This is a genomic window from Ensifer adhaerens (assembly GCF_002940685.1).
GTDB classification, from domain to species: Bacteria; Pseudomonadota; Alphaproteobacteria; order Rhizobiales; family Rhizobiaceae; genus Ensifer; species Ensifer adhaerens_E.
Genome location: NZ_PNFP01000003.1, coordinates 364,910 through 382,483, shown reverse-complemented (window position 1 = coordinate 382,483; position 17,574 = coordinate 364,910). Strand labels below are relative to the sequence as shown.

At 62.1% G+C, this 17,574-nt stretch carries 15 protein-coding genes; 10 read left to right on the top strand and 5 right to left on the bottom strand.

The genetic code is table 11. The features are described from left to right. Positions 1 to 217: 217 nt before the first annotated feature. Both C1A35_RS07785 and C1A35_RS07780 read right to left on the bottom strand, forming a co-directional pair. Positions 218 to 1,006 carry an aldolase gene (locus C1A35_RS07785; protein WP_104663767.1) on the bottom strand — a complete coding sequence of 263 codons (789 nt, stop codon included), beginning with the start codon at positions 1,004 to 1,006 and terminating at the stop codon, positions 218 to 220. A gap of 188 nt (positions 1,007 to 1,194) precedes the next feature. Continuing rightward, complete coding sequence (locus C1A35_RS07780) at positions 1,195 to 2,091, bottom strand: LysR substrate-binding domain-containing protein (RefSeq protein WP_104663766.1); 897 nt, start codon at positions 2,089 to 2,091, stop codon at positions 1,195 to 1,197. 164 nt (positions 2,092 to 2,255) lie between these two features. On the opposite strand from C1A35_RS07780, the gene C1A35_RS07775 reads away from it, so the two are divergent. The 10 genes from C1A35_RS07775 to C1A35_RS07730 all read left to right on the top strand — a co-directional run bounded on the left by C1A35_RS07775 (position 2,256) and on the right by C1A35_RS07730 (position 13,767). Further along, entirely contained in the window at positions 2,256 to 3,647 is a 1,392-nt protein-coding gene (locus C1A35_RS07775; protein WP_104663765.1) for a nucleobase:cation symporter-2 family protein, read from the top strand. Between the two features lie 65 nt (positions 3,648 to 3,712). Next, positions 3,713 to 4,576 (top strand): FAD binding domain-containing protein, encoded by an 864-nt coding sequence (locus tag C1A35_RS07770; RefSeq protein ID WP_104663764.1) that lies wholly within the window; start codon positions 3,713 to 3,715, stop codon positions 4,574 to 4,576. Then, complete coding sequence (locus C1A35_RS07765; protein ID WP_104663763.1) at positions 4,573 to 5,055, top strand: (2Fe-2S)-binding protein; 483 nt, start codon at positions 4,573 to 4,575, stop codon at positions 5,053 to 5,055. The genes C1A35_RS07770 and C1A35_RS07765 overlap by 4 nt, the downstream gene beginning before the upstream one ends. Further along, complete coding sequence (locus C1A35_RS07760; RefSeq protein WP_104663762.1) at positions 5,052 to 7,358, top strand: xanthine dehydrogenase family protein molybdopterin-binding subunit; 2,307 nt, start codon at positions 5,052 to 5,054, stop codon at positions 7,356 to 7,358. The genes C1A35_RS07765 and C1A35_RS07760 overlap by 4 nt, the downstream gene beginning before the upstream one ends. A 2-nt stretch (positions 7,359 to 7,360) precedes the next feature. After that, entirely contained in the window at positions 7,361 to 8,491 is a 1,131-nt protein-coding gene (locus C1A35_RS07755; RefSeq protein WP_440271508.1) for a CobW family GTP-binding protein, read from the top strand. Positions 8,492 to 8,890: 399 nt separating this feature from the next. Next, complete coding sequence (locus tag C1A35_RS07750; protein ID WP_104663760.1) at positions 8,891 to 9,814, top strand: amidohydrolase family protein; 924 nt, start codon at positions 8,891 to 8,893, stop codon at positions 9,812 to 9,814. A gap of 18 nt (positions 9,815 to 9,832) precedes the next feature. Continuing rightward, positions 9,833 to 10,777, top strand: a complete 945-nt coding sequence (locus C1A35_RS07745; protein ID WP_034791749.1) for an amidohydrolase family protein — start codon at positions 9,833 to 9,835, stop codon at positions 10,775 to 10,777. 61 nt (positions 10,778 to 10,838) lie between these two features. Beyond that, positions 10,839 to 12,212 (top strand): UbiD family decarboxylase, encoded by a 1,374-nt coding sequence (locus C1A35_RS07740; protein ID WP_104663759.1) that lies wholly within the window; start codon positions 10,839 to 10,841, stop codon positions 12,210 to 12,212. A 3-nt stretch (positions 12,213 to 12,215) separates the two neighbouring features. After that, positions 12,216 to 12,797 (top strand): UbiX family flavin prenyltransferase, encoded by a 582-nt coding sequence (locus C1A35_RS07735; RefSeq protein ID WP_104663758.1) that lies wholly within the window; start codon positions 12,216 to 12,218, stop codon positions 12,795 to 12,797. Next, the gene (locus C1A35_RS07730; RefSeq protein WP_272939257.1) at positions 12,742 to 13,767 is read left to right on the top strand and encodes an XdhC family protein; all 1,026 of its coding nucleotides are present in this window, start codon (positions 12,742 to 12,744) and stop codon (positions 13,765 to 13,767) included. The genes C1A35_RS07735 and C1A35_RS07730 overlap by 56 nt, the downstream gene beginning before the upstream one ends. Before the next feature lie 264 nt (positions 13,768 to 14,031). On the opposite strand, the gene C1A35_RS07725 is transcribed toward C1A35_RS07730, so the two are convergent. The 3 genes from C1A35_RS07725 to C1A35_RS07715 all read right to left on the bottom strand — a co-directional run bounded on the left by C1A35_RS07725 (position 14,032) and on the right by C1A35_RS07715 (position 17,465). After that, the gene (locus tag C1A35_RS07725) at positions 14,032 to 15,033 is read right to left on the bottom strand and encodes a GlxA family transcriptional regulator (RefSeq protein WP_199772884.1); all 1,002 of its coding nucleotides are present in this window, start codon (positions 15,031 to 15,033) and stop codon (positions 14,032 to 14,034) included. Positions 15,034 to 15,143: 110 nt separating this feature from the next. Continuing rightward, a complete protein-coding gene (locus C1A35_RS07720; RefSeq protein WP_104663755.1) occupies positions 15,144 to 16,490 on the bottom strand; it encodes an NAD(P)/FAD-dependent oxidoreductase in 1,347 nt (448 codons plus the stop codon). A 63-nt stretch (positions 16,491 to 16,553) separates the two neighbouring features. Then, on the bottom strand, positions 16,554 to 17,465 hold the full coding sequence (locus tag C1A35_RS07715; protein WP_104663754.1) for a dihydrodipicolinate synthase family protein: 912 nt from the start codon (positions 17,463 to 17,465) through the stop codon (positions 16,554 to 16,556). Positions 17,466 to 17,574 lie beyond the last annotated feature (109 nt).

Sequence of the window (17,574 nt, the reverse complement as noted above, 5' to 3'; positions counted from 1 at the left end):
TCCCACCTTGTTGTTATGGCGGAAAACTAAGCACGCGCTTTTAATTCAAACAAATTCATTATTTCAATCGTTTGATAAATAGATCGCAATTATTGCCGATGGCAAGGCAACGCGCGAGTATGGGCCGACTTCACGGAATGAGACGTCTGATCAACCGGTTGACCTATCATCCGGCACGGGCCGATACGATCGGCTTTTGGCATCGGCCCGGTTTCACTCAGTGCCTGTATTGCGGCTCCTCGGCGTCGAGTTGCCGGCGGATGGCGGCAAGATGGGCTCGTGCCGACTGAGGATCGCCTTCACGCATCTGCCGGTAGGCGGCCTCTGCGATCTCAGGATCGACCGGAAGCACCTCCCGGCCGGTGGACATCGCATGCACCTGCACTTCGGCCGCCCGTTCCAGGTAGTAGAGGTCGTCCCAGGCTTCGGCGATCGTCGGCGCCAGGACCAGCACGCCGTGGTGTTTCAGGAAGACGATATCGGCATCGCCTGCTGCCGCCGCAATGCGGGCGCCTTCCCGATGGTCAAGCGCAAGGCCGTTGTAGTTTTCGTCGACGGCGGTGCGACCGTAGAATTTCAGCGCCGTCTGGCCGGCCCAGATCAATGGGGCGCCCTCTGTCATGGACAAGGCGGTCGCATAGGGCATGTGCGTATGGAAGGCGACTTTTGCGCGCGGTAGCCGACGGTGGATTTCGGCATGGATGTAGAAAGCGGTCGCCTCCGGCTCACCGTCACCGTCGATGACGTTGCCGGCAAAATCGCAAACCAGCAGCTTTGATGCCGTCAACTCGCGAAAGGCATAGCCGTAGGGATTGACGATGAAGAGATCGTCATGGCCGGGTACGACAGCCGAGAAATGGTTGCATATGCCCTCTTCAAAGCCGTTGCGCGCCGCCATGCGGAAGCAGGCCGCGAGGTCTTCCCTGGTGCTGCGGATGGCGTCGGTGGAAAGGTCGGGCCGGTTCGGCCGTGCCGTTTCGGTGCTGCTTTTCAGGGAATGCGCCATGAGTGCTCCTGGTTTGGCTTGAGCTGGGAGCGGCGGCCGGCCGAAAGCCCGCCGCGCGCAGCGAACGCTGCGCCCTGCCTGCCCGCCGTTTGGCGGTCCAGCAGCGCGTCCAGATAACGCCGGAATTAGCGCGTGGTCAAACAGCGAGGCGCAACGTCTGGAAGACGCCTGTCCTTTTTCGGTACTGGCTAGTGCACGGATTTCAGCAGGAAGTCGCGAAACCGCCGGGCAGCGGGAGACAGCGAGCGCGTGCGTTTCTGGATCAGGCTGACTTCGCGCTTGATGTGTGGTTCGGTCGGGGTGCGCACGACGAGTCCCATGGACGTCGCAAGCCGCGTGACCGCCGATGTCATGATCGCGACGCCGAGCCCGCCTTCGACCATGCCGATAATCGTCAGTGGCAAGGCCACCTCCTGCATCGCCTTGTCGAACGGCAGCACGATACCGTTGCGCGCCAGCTCGCTTTCGAGGCGGTCGCGGATTGGATTGCCCCGGTGCGGGCCGATCAGCTTGCGGTCGACCAGGTCGGTCCAGCGAATTTCATGCAGCCTGACCAGCGGGTCGTCCGGGTGAAGGACGATGAGGAACTCGTCAGTCGTCAGCCGGGTACCCATCAATTCGGTATCGTCCTCCGGCACAGTTCCGATGCCAAGGTCCACCGAACTGTTGGTCACCTGTTCCAAGACGGCGATCTCCGCCACGTCATGCAGCGCGACGGTTATGTCGGGATAGAGTCTGGTGAAAGCGTTGACGAGTTGCGGCAGCATCAAAGCCGCCTGCACGGTGCCGGCCGCGATCGAAACCTTGCCGCGTCTCAATGCATTCAACTCGCGCGAGCTTTCGACCATGCCGTCGATGTCGGCGACGGCACGTGCCGCAACCGGCAAGATGTCCATGCCCGCCTGCGTAAGTCGCAAGAGGCGCGTGTGCCTGTCGAAAAGACGCAGCTTCAAGTTCTGCTCCAGCTGTCGCACCAGCGTGCTCACCGCCGACTGCGAGGAGCCAAGCCTGTCGGCGGCCAAAGTGAACTGCCCCAGATTGGCTACGGTGACGAAGGCTCGAAGCTGCTTCAGCGTGATGTCCATGCCGATCCATTCATTCAATTACTATATGAATAAATATGATTATGCCGATTGTTTACTGATTTGGCCAGCCGCATGATCCGCCCTGTACGGCGTGCGGTGACAAGATCATGAGGCCGAAGTTGCCCTCCCACCGCGCCGGAAGCTGTTCGCTGGGAGGAAAGCGAATGCATAACCCCGATACGACTGATCCTGTCGAAAAAACCTATCCGATCCCGAGTTTGATGGCCCTTGGCCTGCAGCACGTTCTCGTCATGTATGCCGGAGCGGTCGCCGTGCCGCTGATCGTCGGCAGCGCACTTCAATTGCCCAAGGAACAGATCGCGATGCTCGTCAGCGCGGATCTCTTCTGTTGTGGCATCGTCACCCTCATCCAGGCGCTCGGCATCTGGAACATTGGCATTCGCCTGCCGATCATGATGGGGATTTCGTTCACGGCCGTGCCCTCGATCATCGCCACGGGCACCAATCCCGATCTCGGCATGCCAGGCGTCATCGGCGCTGTCATCGGCTCCGGGGTGTTCACGATCCTGGTTGCCCCGTTCTTCGGCCGCTGGGTGCGGTTCTTTCCGCCTGTTGTCACTGGCACGGTGATGTTGGTGATCGGCCTCTCGCTGATGCGCGTCGGCGTAAATTGGGCCGCAGGTGGCCAGCCTATGATCAAGGGCCCTGATGGCATGATCCCGAACCCTGCCTACGGCGCGCCCTTCGCGCTCGCCGTGGCCGCCATCGTGCTCATGTCGATCCTGCTTCTCACCCGTGTACTCAAGGGCTTCATGGCCAATCTTGCGGTGCTGATCGGGATCGGGATCGGCTTCGTCGTTGCGATCACCGCCGGCAAGGTGGATTTTCACGGCGTTGCTCAAGCCGACTGGGTGCGCGTCATTCACCCGCTCGCCTTTGGATGGCCGATCTTCGAGTTCTGGTCGATCCTGTCGCTCTGTGCGGTCATGACGGTCATGATGATCGAATCGACCGGCCAGTTCCTGGCTGTCGGCGACATAGCCGGCCGCAAGATCACCGAGGCCGAGCTCACCCGGGGTTTGAGAACCGACGGTGTCGGCAACATCATCGGCGGATTGCTCAACACCTTCACCTATACGACCTATGCGCAGAATGTCGGCCTGCTGCAGATCACTGGTGTGCTCAGCCGTTTCGTGGTGGCAGCCGGCGGCGCTATCCTGATCCTGCTCGGTTCGCTGCCGAAGGTTGCCTTCGTCAGCGCATCGATCCCGAGCTACGTCGTCGGCGGCGCGGCAATCGTGATGTTCGGCATGGTGTCGGCGACCGGGGTGAAGATCCTGTCGAAGGTGGATTTCGTCGCCAACAGGCGCAACCTCTACATCGTCGCCGTCAGCGTCGGCCTCGCCATGGTGCCGGTCGTTGCCGAGAACATCTTCGATCAGCTGCCGGCAGCGCTCGAGAAGTTCCTGCATAGCGGCGTGCTCGTCGGCACCTTCGCGGCAGCACTCCTCAACATTCTCTTCAACGGTATCCCCGACAGGGAGCCGGTAGAGGCAGAACTCGCCGAGGGTGCGCCTGCGGCCGACCCGGCCTAGAGGCCCCCATCATTCGTCCGGCGGCGCGCTTGAGCCGCCGGAGCTCACAACTCCATGAGGAAACCATGAGACGCTTCGATTATCATCGGGCGGAAACGCTGGAGCATGCCTCCCGTCTTCTCGCCGAGCTTGGCGATGATACGTTTCTGTTCAACGGTGGCACCGACCTTCTGGTCGAGATCCGCGAACGGCTGCGCCGCGTGCGCAATGTCGTCGACATCAAGCAGATCCCCGGTCTCTCCGATATCACCTATGACGAGACGCGCGGGCTCACCTTCGGGGCACTGGTGACGGTGGGGCGCCTGGAGCGTCTGCCGCTGGTCTGCCAGCGCTACCCGAATCTCAGAGCCGCCTTTGCTTCCCTCGGCTCCATCCAGGTGCGCAATCGTGCAACGGTGGTGGGCAATATCTGTCGCGCCTCGCCGTCGGCCGATACCATCCCGCCGCTGGTCGCGGACGGCGCCTTCGTTCACATCTACAGCCGCACCAACATGCGCGTCGTGCCGATCGCCGAGTTCTTCACCGGCCCCGGCAGGACCGTACTCGCCAAGGGCGAGATCGTCACCGGCATCACCGTGCCGCCGGCAGGCGACACGGCCGGCAAGGCCTACATCAAGCATGGCCGCCGCAAGGCGATGGAGCTGTCCACCGTCGGCGTCGCGGTCAGCCTTTCAATGGAAGAGGGTGTCTGCTGCGACATCCGCATTGCGCTCGGAGCGGTCGGCGCGACCGTGCTGCGCGCGCCGCAAGCCGAGGCCATGCTGCGTGGCACGAGGCTCGATGCTTCTGCGGTCAGGAGCGCCGCCGACAAGGCGATGGAGGAATGCACGCCGATCAGCAACGTGCGCGCCAGCGCCGATTACCGCCGCGACATGGTCGGCGTGCTGACGGGCCGCGCCATCAAACAGGCATTGGAGACTTTCGCATGAAACGGATGGTCGAATTCACCGTGAACGGTGAAACACGGGAAATGGCGGTCGATACCTGTCGCTCTCTGCTTGATGCGCTGCGCGACGATGTCGGTCTCACCGGCACCAAGAAGGGTTGCGATGTCGGCGACTGCGGTGCCTGCACCGTGCTGATCGACGGCGAGCCGGTCAACGCCTGCCTGGTGCTTGCCGTGGAGGCCGAGGGCCGCTCGATCGAGACGGTCGAGGGGCTGCAGCCGGGCGTCGATACGCTCCATCCGCTGCAGGATGCCTTCATGCGGCACGGCGCCTCGCAATGCGGCTTCTGCACGCCTGGCATCCTGATGATGGCCAAGAAGCTGCTCGACGACAATCCGCGCCCAACCGACGAGGACATCCGCTTCGGGCTATCCGGCAATATCTGCCGCTGCACCGGCTACACCAAAATATTCGACGCGATCAGATCCGCCGCGCGCGAGATGGAGGCAGCAAGATCATGAACATGACCACCCCCATCGAACCGCGCGAGTTCAAGATTGTCGGCAAGAGCGTCAAGCGCGACGACGTGCTCGAAAAGGTGACGGGCGAGGCGCAGTATACCGGCGATATCAAGCTGCCTGGCATGCTTCACGGCAAGATCAAGCGCGCGGCGATCGCCCATGCACGGATCAAGTCGATCGACGTCAGCAAGGCGCTCGCCTATCCGGGCGTTAAAGCTGTCCTGACCCACGAGACCGTGCCGCGCGTGCTGCACTACGGCTCGCCGCATCCACGCTCGGCCTCCTGCACCAAGGACCAGTACATTCTCGACGACAAGGTGCGGTTCTGGGGCGAGGGCGTTGCCGCCGTCGCTGCAATCAGCGAGGAGATCGCCGACGAGGCGCTCGACCTCATCGAGGTGGAATATGAAGCGTTGCCGGCCGTCTTCGAACCGGAGGACGCCGCGCAGCCAGGCGCACCACTGATCCACGACGTCGGCCCCGGCGGCAATCTGGTGCTCGACCCGGTGCGCGTCAACCGCGGCGACGTCGACAAGGGCTTTGCCGAAGCGGACTTCGTGCTCGAGGGTACTTTTGCCGGCGGACGGCCGCACCCGGCCTATATGGAGCCGAACGTCTGCGTCGCCGACTGGGACGGCTCCAACAAGCTGACCTTTTGGACCTCGACCCAAACCTCCTTCATGGTGCGCGGCATCCTTGCCGAGGTGCTCGGCCTGCCGCTCACCAAGGTGCGCGTGCTGGTCGACCATATGGGCGGCGGTTTCGGCGCCAAGCAGGACCTGTTCCAGCATGAGTTTCTCTGCGCGCTTCTGGCCAAGGAAACCCGCCGGCCGGTGAAGATGGAATTCACCCGCCATGAGACCTTCGTCGCCGGCCGTTCGCGCCACCCTTGCAAGATCTGGCTGAAGCAGGGCTTCAAGAACGACGGCACGCTCGTCGCCCGCGACATGAAGCTGGTCTACGATTCCGGCGCCTACGGCTCCCATGGTCCGGGCGTGACCATTGTCGGAACCACCGCCGCCACCTCCCTCTATCGCTGCGAGAACGTGCGGCTGGAGGGGCGCTGCGTCTACACCAACACCCCGATCAACGGCGCCTTCCGCGGTTACGGGGTGGTGCAGAGCTACTACGCGCTCGACATCCAGATGGACGAAGCGGCTGAACGTCTTGGTATGGATCCGGCCGAGCTGAAGCTGAAGAACGTGGTGCGCGCCGGCGATATCGCGCCGTCCGGCCATCCCATCATCGGCCATGGTCTCGAAATCTGCCTTCAGCACGGCATCGACGTGCTCGACTGGAAGGCGCTTTGGAACCGCGACCGGACGCCCGATCCGAAGCGCCCGCATATCCGCACGGGATGGGGCATCGGCTGCGAAATGCACGGCTCGTCGGCCTATCCCGGGATCAAGGAGCAGGGCAACGCCACGGTGAAGGTCAACGAGGACGGTACGGTCACGCTGTTGACTGGCGCTGCCGGTCTTGGCACCGGCGCCCATACGGCGCTGGCGCAGATCGTTGCCGAAGAGCTTGGCGTGCGCTTCGAGGATGTCGGCGTCATTCACGGGGACACGGACGTGGTTCCGTGGGACATCGGGGCCTTCGCCAGCCACACGACCTATCTGGTCGGAACGGCTGCAAAGATGGCGGCCGGCAAGGTGCGCGCAGCCGTGCTTGCCAGGGCCGCGATGAAACTGCAGGTCGCGCCCGAAGAGATCGACCTTTCCGAAGGCAAGGTCTTCCTCATTGCCGAGCCCGATCGCTGCATGACGGTTTCGGAGGCCATGGGCCCCTCGCGTGGCATTCCTGCTGCCAACATCGTCGCCAATGGCACCTACGAGCCGACGAAATCCTACTCCTTCGCCGCGCATTTCACCGAGGTTGACGTCGACACGGAAACAGGCCTCGTCGAGGTCAAGCGCGTCGTGCCGGTGCATGATGTCGGACGCGTCATCCATCCGATTGCGGCGCAGGGCCAGATCGAGGGCGGCATCCAGCAGGGTATCGGCCACACGCTGACCGAGGACTACGTCATCGACAAGAAGACCGGGCGCTCACTCAATGCAGGCTTGGTCGACTACAAGATGCCGCTGTCGATGGACATGCCCGACATCGAGACGATCATCCTCGAGGCAGCACCCGATCCGGGCGGTCCCTGGGGCGCCAAGGGCGTCGGCGAAGATCCGATCATCGCCATCGGCCCATCCATCGCTAACGCCATCCACGACGCCATCGGCGTTCGCTTCCACCACTATCCGATCACGCCGGAAGACATCCTGAAAGCCTTGAGGGAGAAGGGCGCATGAACATGCATATCGAGCCTGCGAGCCAGCAGAAGCTCCCGATCACGATCCTTACCGGGTTCCTGGGATCGGGAAAGACGACGCTGCTCAACTACATTCTCACCGAGCGTCACGGTCATCGCATTGCGGTGATCGAAAACGAATATGGCGAGGTGGACGTCGACAGCGACCTGGTGCTCGCCTCGGACGAGGAAATCTTCCAGATGCAGAACGGCTGCATCTGCTGCTTCGTCGACGTGCGCAACGACCTGATCGATGTGATGAAGAAGCTCCTGAGCCACAAGGACAAGTTCGACCATATCATTGTCGAGACCTCTGGACTTGCCGACCCGACGCCGGTCGCGACCGCCTTCTTCGTCGACCGAAGCGTTGCCGAAGAAGTGGAGCTCGACGCCGTCGTGACGCTGGTGGACGCAATGCACATCGACCAGCATCTCTATGACCCGGTGCTCGACGGCAGCGACAACCAGGCGGTCAACCAGATCGTTGCGGCCGACCGTATCCTCGTCAACAAGATAGACCTTGCCGGAGAGGAGGCCCTCGGTTCGCTGGAAAGCTCGCTGCGCAGGCTCAACCAGACAGCACCCATCCTCAGATCCAGCTATGGCAAGGTGGACCTATCCAACATCCTCGGGGTCAAGGGCTTCCGGCCGTCCTATGTGCGCGAGCGGGCGGAAATCCTCGACATCGACATGGATGACGATCACGACGCCGAGCACCATCACCACCATGATTGCAAGGACCCGTGTTGCGATCACGCCCATCACGACCATGGGCACCACCATCATCATGACCAAGGACGCGCGCACGCGACCGCCCTGCGGCCCCACCAGCATGACGCGACGGTGAAATCCCACTCCTTTGTCTATCCCGAAGCCTTCGACGGCGAGAAGCTCGCAGGGTTCCTCAAGGGCTATCTCGGCACGCACGGGGCCGACATCTTTCGCACGAAGGGCATCGTTTCCGTTGCCGGTGACGATCGGTTCTTCGTGCTTCAAGCCGTGCACAAGCTCGTCGATTTCCGCCCGGACCACGCCTGGGGTGAAGACAAGCGGAAGTCGAAGTTCGTGTTCATTGGACGCAATCTCGACCGTGACAGCATCGACAGAAACTTGCGTGCATGCCTGGTGCCCTAGCAGCGAGTCTCCACGCCGGACGGCGCTTGCGTAAGCCTTTCTGTCTGAGCCGCCCGCGCCCCTCCAGCGCGGGCGGTCGCTGCCGTTTCTTTCGAAAAGACGTTCAAAAATAATGGCTTAACTGGAATTTTCGAGTTGACACGGATCACGCGCAGTGGTTCCCTTGGAGGCGAGTAGAAGCACCGACAATTGCTCACCGTCTGTTGGAAGATGAGGCTGCGATGTCGTTGCTGATCACAAAAGGAACGCCCGGTTGCCCTGTCCTGGGGGCTTATGCGCCGGCCCGTTCTCTCCGTCTTCGGCATTTCCTGAGATCGCGGATCCACGCCCGGCTTCGGCCGGCATGGCGTTCATCGCGCGGCCCCGCATCGACCGGACCCTCTACGACAGGAGAAACCTATGATTATTGACCTGAGCTGCTATCCCACCGACCTGGTGGACCTGGCTTGGCGACACGACGGACCGGCGTTCACCGGCGACAAACTGCTAAAGATGATGGATGGCCCGTACTATGTGAACGGCAAGCCGCGCCGGATCGACAAGGCCTTCATTCAGCCGCCGCAAGGCAACACCATCTACACCCACGAGGTGATGGATCTCGAAGGCAAGGCCGCCATCCGCCAGTACATGGCCTACACGGAAAAGATGGTGACCGAGCATCCCGACCGGTTCCTCGGCTGCTTCGTCTACAACCCGCGCTACGGCACCCAGAACGGCGCCGAAGAAATCGAACGCTACGCCAAGGAGTTCGATTTCAAGATGGTGCAGCTGCAGGCGAACATGCACGCCTATCGCCCGGACCGTGCGCTCGACTGGCTGCGTCCGGCCATGAAGAAGTGCGCCGATCTCGGCCTGATGGTGAAGGTGCATACCGGTGACGGTCCGTACTCGATCCCGACGGAGTTCTACCCGATCATCCGCGAGTTCCCGGAAGTGAACTTCATCCTGGCGCATTTTGGCGTCCAGACCGGTGGCGTCTACGTCTTCGAGCCGATGCAGATGGCGCTCGACACGCCGAGTGTCTACGTGGAATCGGGCTGGTGCCTGCAGTCGCGCATCGTCGAATTCGCCAAGGTGCTCCCCAAGCACAAGATCCTCTTCGGCTCCGACACGCCGCCGAACGAGCCGGGCATGTGGATCAACCTCCTGGAAGTCCTCTGCCACGAGCCGCCGCAGGGCCTGAACCTCGATGAGGATACGCTCGAAGATTACCTCGGCAACAATGTCGCCCGCATGATCGGGCTGGAAGCGACGAAACCACCGGCCACCGTCGAGGAAGCCGAAGCGTATCTGCGCCAACACGGCGTAGCACTTGCCGCGTAAATTTGAACGGAGTGAACAATGATCATTGATACCCATCTTCACCCGACCAACCTCGTCGACGAGGCGTGGCGTCACACGGGCGAGCCCTTCACCGGCGAGCGGATGCTCAAGCTGATGGATGGTCCCTACATGATCAACGGCAAGCCGCGCCGGATTGACATGGGCTTCATCCAGCCGCCGCCCGGCAACACCGGCTACCGCGACGGTAACCGCAAGGGCCGCGACGGCATTCGCGACTACATGGCCTATTGCGCCGAGCTGTGCCAGAAATACCCGGACCGCTTCATCGGCAACTTCAACTACAACCCGCGCTGGGGACCGGAAAACGGCGCGGCGGAGCTGGAATTCCACGTCAAGGAATACGGCTTCAAGATGCTGAAGCTGCACGCCAACATGCACGGTTATCGTCCTGACCGCGCGCTCGACTGGCTGCGTCCGGCGATGAAGAAGTGCGCAGAACTCGGCGTCGTGGTTCTCATCCACACCGGCGACGGCCCGTACACCATCCCGACGATGTTCTACCCGATCATTCGCGAGTTTCCGATGGTCAACTTCATCATCGGTCATTTCGGCATCCAGACCGGCGGCAACTACTCGTTCGAATCCTTCTGGATGGCGATGGATACGCCGAACGTTTACTGCGAGTCCGGCTGGTGCTTCCAGTCGCGCATCGTGGAGTTCGCCCAGCAATTGCCGAAGAACAAGATCGTCTTCGGCACGGACAGTCCGCCGAACGATCCGGGCATGTGGCTGCGCGAACTGGAAGTGCTCTGCAAGGATCCGCCGCACGGCATCAACCTCTCCGAGGACGATCTCGAAGGCTATCTCGGCAACAACATCGCCAAGCTCGTCGGCATCGATCCGTCGCCGCCGCCGCGCGATCTGAGGGACGCGCAAGCGCGCCTGAAGGATAGCTACGCCGGTGTCGACCGGGCCACGGGCAAGCACAAGGAATTTGCCTGAGTAAAGACGACGGCGCCCATTCCGGGCGCCGTCACCCTCCAGTCGCGTCGAGGCCCGAGATATGACCCAGTACCACAAGCAAGATGTCCGCAGCTTCCTCGCCGACTACAGGGCGGAGCACCCAGAAGATGTCATCACCATCGACCGGCCGGTCTCAGACGATCAGGATGCAACGGCACTGATCTGGAATCTGGCTGAGCGGGGGCGACACCCCATGCTGCACCTGAAGAACGTCAGCGGCATCGGCAGCGAAGTGCTCTGCAACATCTTTGCCTCGCGAGATCGTATCGCCCGTCTGCTCGGTTCGACCGCCGACAGGCTGCACGAGGCCTACCAGGCGCGCGCCAACCGACCGTTCACGCCGCAGCTCCTGAAAGAAGGTCCGATCACCGAGGAGATCATCTCGGGCGATGCCGTCGACCTCAACGCGCTGCCGATGCTCAAGCACTTTGACACGGACCGGGCGAAGTACATCACCAGCGGCATCATCATCGGCGAGCATCCGGAAACCGGCGCCGGCAATCTCAGTTACCATCGCGCGATGATCCATTCGAAGAATGCGCTCGCCACCTCGCTGCATTCGCGCGGCCATCTCTGGCGGCTGATGAACATGGCCAAGGAGAAGGGCAGGCCGATGCCGGTCGCGATGGTCATCGGCGGCCATCCGCTCTTCATGATCGCAGCCTCTGCCCGACTTGCCTTCGGTGAAGACGAACGCGACGTCGCCGGCGGCTTGATGGGTGAACCGCTTCAGGTCGTGCGCACCCCGAAATACGGTATCCGCGTTCCTGCCCATGCCGAGATCGTGCTCGAAGGCGTGCTGGATCCCGAGGCGCATGTCGAGGAGGGCCCCTTCGGCGAATTCACCGGCTATTCCTCCGACCGCTCGACCAACAACCTTTTCACGGTCGAAACCGTGATGCGCCGGCGCAATGCCATCCTCGTCAGCGTGGCGGGCGGCAATTCGGCCGAACACTTGAACCTCGGCCGCGTGCCGCGCGAGGCCGAGGTGGTGGAGAAGCTGAAGGCGCGCTTTCCCTCGATTACCGCCGTGCACTACCCCTCGTCGGGCACGCATTTTCATGCCTACATCGCCATGAACCAGACGCGCGAGGGGGAGGCGCGGCAGGTCATGCTCGGTCTTCTTGGCTGGGACCAGTACTTGAAGACCGTCGTGGTGGTGGACGCGGACGTCGATATTACCCGCGACAGTGAGGTGCTCTGGGCGCTTGCCACGCATTTCCAGCCGCACAAGGACGTCGTCATCATCGAAGGCCTACCGGGCAATGCGCTCGATCCCTCGGCGAGCGGCATCGGTACGACCTCGCGGATGGGGCTCGATGCGACGCGCGGCCCGAATTTCCATGGCGTGCGCGCCCGCATCAGCGACGAGGCAAGTGCACGCGCCGCGACCCTCTTGAGAAACGTGGGATAGGCGATGACCCATCCAAAACGCATGATCGTCGGCATTTCGGGCGCGTCGGGCGTGGTCTACGGCAAGCGCATCCTCGAACTGTTGCGTGACCTCGAGATCGAGACCCATCTGATCATGTCGCGTGCGGCCTGTATCACGCTTGCGGCCGAGGCGACGTTTTCCAGGCAGAACCTCGAAGCGCTGGCGACGACGACCCATTCCAACAAGGATATCGGCGCCGTCTGCTCCTCCGGCTCCTACAAAACTCTGGGCATGATCGTCGCCCCCTGTTCGGTCAAGACGCTGGCCGAGATCGCCACGGGCACGACGGACAACCTCATTTCCCGTGCGGCCGACGTGGTACTAAAGGAACGCCGTCGCCTTGTCCTGATGCTCAGAGAAACGCCGCTTCATCTCGGCCATATCCGCAACATGGCGCAGGTGACCGAAATGGGCGGCATCATCTATCCGCCGGTGCCCGCCTTCTATGCGAAGCCTCAAAGCATCGAAGACATGGTCGACCACACCGTCGGCCGCGTGCTCGATCTCTTTGATCTCGACCCGGGTATCGTACGCCGCTGGCGGGGAACGCAGGGAGTGGAGTAAGATGACGATCCGCATTGCCGCCGATCCGGAAACGCTTGCGAAGGAGCCGCGCGCCGCCTTCCTGTCGGACGATGCGATCGAGATACTGTCCTTCGCCGCGCAATCGCTCGAAGAGGGGCAACCGACAGCCCTCATCACGCTCGTCGATATCCGTGGCGGCGCAGCGCGCGCCCTTGGCGCGCAAATGGTCGTGCGAAGTGATGGTCTCTATTGCGGTTTCGTCTCCGGTGGCTGCACCGAAGCGGCCGTCGCCGCCGATGCGATGACTGCCCTGAACAAGGGCATGGATCGTCTCCTTCGCCTTGGCGAAGGCTCGCCGTTTTTTGATATTGTCCTGCCCTGTGGCGGCGGCATTACGCTTGCGATCCACGTGTTAGCGGACGCCGCGGTCTTGCGGCAGGCGCTGGCCGCCCTTGATCGCCGAAAGCCGGTATGTCTGCGCTATAATCCGGGCAAGCGATCGCTCACTTTGCGAAAGGGCGGCGGAGCAAGCGGCTGGGATGGTGAGTGTTTCGTGCGGGCCTACAGGGCCAAGCCACGGATAGTCGTTGCCGGCGCGCCGCTGGAGGTTGGAGCGGTTGCACGCGTTGCTGTCGCGGCGGGCTATGAGATCGTTGAGCTTGAGCGTGGCCAAGTGCCGACGCCAAGCGAGCTCGACGCTGACACGGCGGTCGCGCTTTTGTTTCACGATGTCGACCGTGAGTTACCGGTTCTTACCACGGCGCTCGTGTCCGACGCCTTCTACGTCGGCGCACTTGGCAGTCGCCGCACGCATGCCAAGCGTTGCGAGGCCCTACGTGCATGCGGACAAGCGGAAAGCGTGCTTGACCGTATCAAAGCGCCGATAGGTCTTTTCGACAAAGCAAGGGATGCACGTGCACTTGCCATCTCCGTTGTTGCAGATATCGCGCATGCGCGGACGCGGTTAGAAACGGCCTTCAATCAAAGTTCTCACCACTTGAGTCCATAAACGCGACACAACCCACCTCTGCCACTCTCTCTGACATGAAGGTCGTATTCCGGTGGCGCTGACGCGAGTAAGGCTTTGGTTCGGCACAGCGGCTGGACGTCTGGACCGCCATCCGGTGGGGTACCGCTCTCAATGAAGATGACCCCTCGGGCTTCGTAGACCCGACCGCGTCGCGTGACGACATCGTCGACATTGCCGGTTGCTGGCGCGGCCGGGAAGGTGACGGTAGGGGAGGTCTGATTGCGACATGTGGCATCCACTGCTTTAGGCGCTGCCACTGGAAGTCTGCGGCGTTTGCGCTCTGAGCTGGTTCGGTGTTTGTCCGTAGGTCCTGGCAAATATTCTGGAGAAGTGCCCGGCGCTTTCGAAGCCGACTTCAAGGGCGATTTCGATCAGCGATGCATCGGTCTGGGTGAGGAGATGTTTGGCGCGCTCCAGCCGAAACTTCCGGTAGACGAGCGCTGGCGACATTTTCGCCTTTCCCATGAACAGGCGCTCAAGCTGCCGCCGCGACAAGCCGACCGACGAGGCCAGTTCCGGGATCGAAATTGTGTTCTCGATATGCTGTTCCATGATGATGAGGGCCGCGTTTAAGCGAGGATCGTTGCTCTCGATCGCCAGCGGCTTTCTCGGCTGGACATGAAGGTGCGACCGCGCCTTGTCGATCTGCAGCACTTCGAGTGCATTTCGCTCCGCTTCTTTGCTGATATGCAGTCGCACGATATGGGCGGCCATGTCGGCCGCACTGCTGCCACCGGCGCAGGAGCCACGGGTGCGGTCGAGATTGAACAGGCGGTCCGAACGAACCTTGAGATCCGGGAAACGTTCGCGGAACGCCTGGTAGTGGAGCCAGCTGACGCAGACATTGTGCCCCGTCATCAGGCCAGCGTCGGCCAGGATGAACGTTCCGGTGCAAAGACCGATCAACGGCACCTTTCGCGCGGCTGCCTTCTTGAGGAAGCTGACGGTTTCGTTGTCGATTGGGCTCTCACAGGTGAGCAGGCCACCGACCACGACGATGTAGCCGAACTGCGCGGGATCGACGAGATCCGACGTCGGTGCCACCTGCACTCCGCAGCTGGAGCTGATCAGATGCCGGGTGTTGCCAAGCACCTGCCAGTCGGCGCGGACACGCCCCGACTTGTCGAGTTCGTCGCTCGCAAGCCTGAGCGTGTCGACGAAGAGAGCAAAGGCGGAAAGCGTGAAGGACCGCGCAAGCACGAAGCCGATCCTGAGGCGGTTCGTCGGCGGTACACTGGATTTCATGGTCGTTATCATTTCAAGCCTACCTTGATGTCCACTGTCTGGTGGCGAGTTCTTCGTGATCGAGAGACCCCGTTGAAATTCACCCTACGTGCCTGTTCACTCAGTGAAGGTCACCCCTCCCGGCCCGCGCGCAGTTCTTGCAATCGGATCACCGAGTTTACGCCGAGCCAGGCAAATGGCTCGGGCGGGAGCCGGGCTGGGTCGCGGTGGTTCATGTATTCCTCGAGTTCCCGTGAGGCGGACCCTGTCGCCAGGTTGGCGGCCATGATGCCGGCAAGTGTGCTTTTGACGGTGCCAAGCCCATTCTCGCAGCAGGCGGAAAAGAGGCTTTCGTCGATCTCGCCGAAGGCTGGTACGTGGTTGAGGCTGAGGCAAAGACGACCTGCCCAACTGTGCTCGAACGGTATTCCCGCAAGGTCGGGAAATCTCGCATCCATCGAACGTCGATGCGCTTGCGCCATTTTCGAGAGGCGGCTTTGCGAAAGGGTGAGCGTCGTGTCGTAGGTGTATTTGGTGCGGATCACGATCCGCGACTGGCCACCTGACGTGATCTTGCGCACGGTGGCACCCATTGCGTCGGCCGGGAGCAAGGCCCAGCGATCCCGACCGGACGCTTTGCGCCCGATACCGTCGGCGGAAAACGGCGCGGTCATCGAGGCGTAGGCGAAGATGTGCATCAGCCGCCCGCCGAAATGGCCAAAATCCTCCACATGGCCGTTGACGCCGAGAATGACCTTGGGCGCGCTGACCGAACCATGCGCGGTCAATGCCGTCCAAATGCCGTTTTCGCGCTGGAGCGACGTCACCGGAGATCGCTCGAAGAGATTGATGTCGTGTGAAAGGCCGGCAGCGAACTGGCGCACGTAGTCCGCCGGCTGGATAAGCACTGCGCCGGGCGTGTAAAGGCCGCCGAGGTAATAGTTCGAGCCCGTTATCGCGCGCATCTCTGCGGCGTCGAGGTGGGTGTGTTTCTCGTCCGCGACCTTGAGCGACTGGCCAAAGCTCCTGTTGAGCTTCATGCCGCGGGCCGTCGCAGCTGCGTTGATCTTGCCTGCCGGGTCGAAGGTCTCGCGCGACATCCCATAGGCTTCCGCCGCTTGGCTGGCGAACTCGATCGCGTAGCGGTTCTGGGCCATTTCCCGGCGCGTGCTGTCAGCGCCTCCGCTTGAATATTCGCCGGATGACAGGTTGTGCGGCACGTCGATCATGTAGCCGGAGTTCCGACCCGACGTGCCCTTGCCGACCTCACTCGCCTCGAGAACAACGATCTTGTCATCGGGACGCAGTTGCAGCAGGCGGCGCGCTGCAGAAAGCCCGGCAAAGCCTGCCCCGATGATCAGCCAGTCGGCGTTCACGTGGCTGTCGAGACTGCGGACCGAAAACGAACGTCGGCTGATCGCCTCCCAGCCCGAGATGCCATTTTCGACAGGCAAGCGTTTGACGGGCCGCGTGATCATCGGGGCGTCTCCCTCATTCTCTGAAGGCGCAACCTGGTGATTGCTCTGGTTGCGATCATTCGCTCACGCATGGCGATTTCCTGCGACAATTTGGGCGACATCGCGTTTCAGAGTCGCGACGATCGTCTCGAGTGTTTCCTTTTCATTGGTGTTGAGCGGACCGAGCGGTGCCCGGGCCGGTCCCGCCGGCAGGCCTTTCAGTTCGCAACCGTGTTTGATCGACTGGACGAACTTGCCGCATTCGAGGAAATCCATGAGCGGCAGCATCGCCGTCATGATCGCCCGTCCCTTGTCGAAGTTCTTCTCGATGACGCAGGCCTCATAGAGGGCGACATGTTCCTTCGGCAGAAAGTTGGAGCCGGCGCAGACCCAGCTCCTTGCGCCCCAGGCGAAGAATTCGAGTGCCTGGTCATCCCAGCCGCAGGAAAGAGCGATATGCGGGTACTTGCGGGCGAGCAGGTGGAGATTGGCCATGTCGCCGGAGCTTTCCTTGATCGCCACGACGTTTCTGGATTCGCTGACGCGGGAGAAGTATGCGTCCCCCATCATCACGCCCATGCGGGCCGGGTAGTTGTAGAGCATGATCGGGAGACCCGCTGCCCGATCCACCGTCAGCGCGTGGACCGCGTTCTCCTCCTCGGTCGGCAGTGCGTAAGGTGGCGACGACACGAGAATGGCGTCGGCGCCGATCTCCTTGGCCGCCTTGGCAAACGCCACGGAGTCCTCCGTTCTGGTGGCACCCGTCCCGACGACAAGCGGCAGGCGTGAACCGATCACATCCCTGGCGAGGGCGGCGAGGGCGAAGCGTTCCTCCGCGCTCTGGGCGTAATATTCGCCGGTTGATCCGCCAATGATGATGCCGTGAACGCCCGCTTCAATCAGGGACTCGAGCACGACTGCAAAACCCTTGCGGTCGATCTTCCCGTCTTGCTCGATCGGGGTGATGGCCGGGGTGTAGATGCCTTCGAACTTCATGTTGTCTTCTCCATCAATCGTGCCGGAATTTTGGACGAACGGCCCCAGCCGTGGGGCGACGCCTGGCCCGGCTTTTCAGGTTCTCGTTGGATAAATGCAGGGCTCCCGC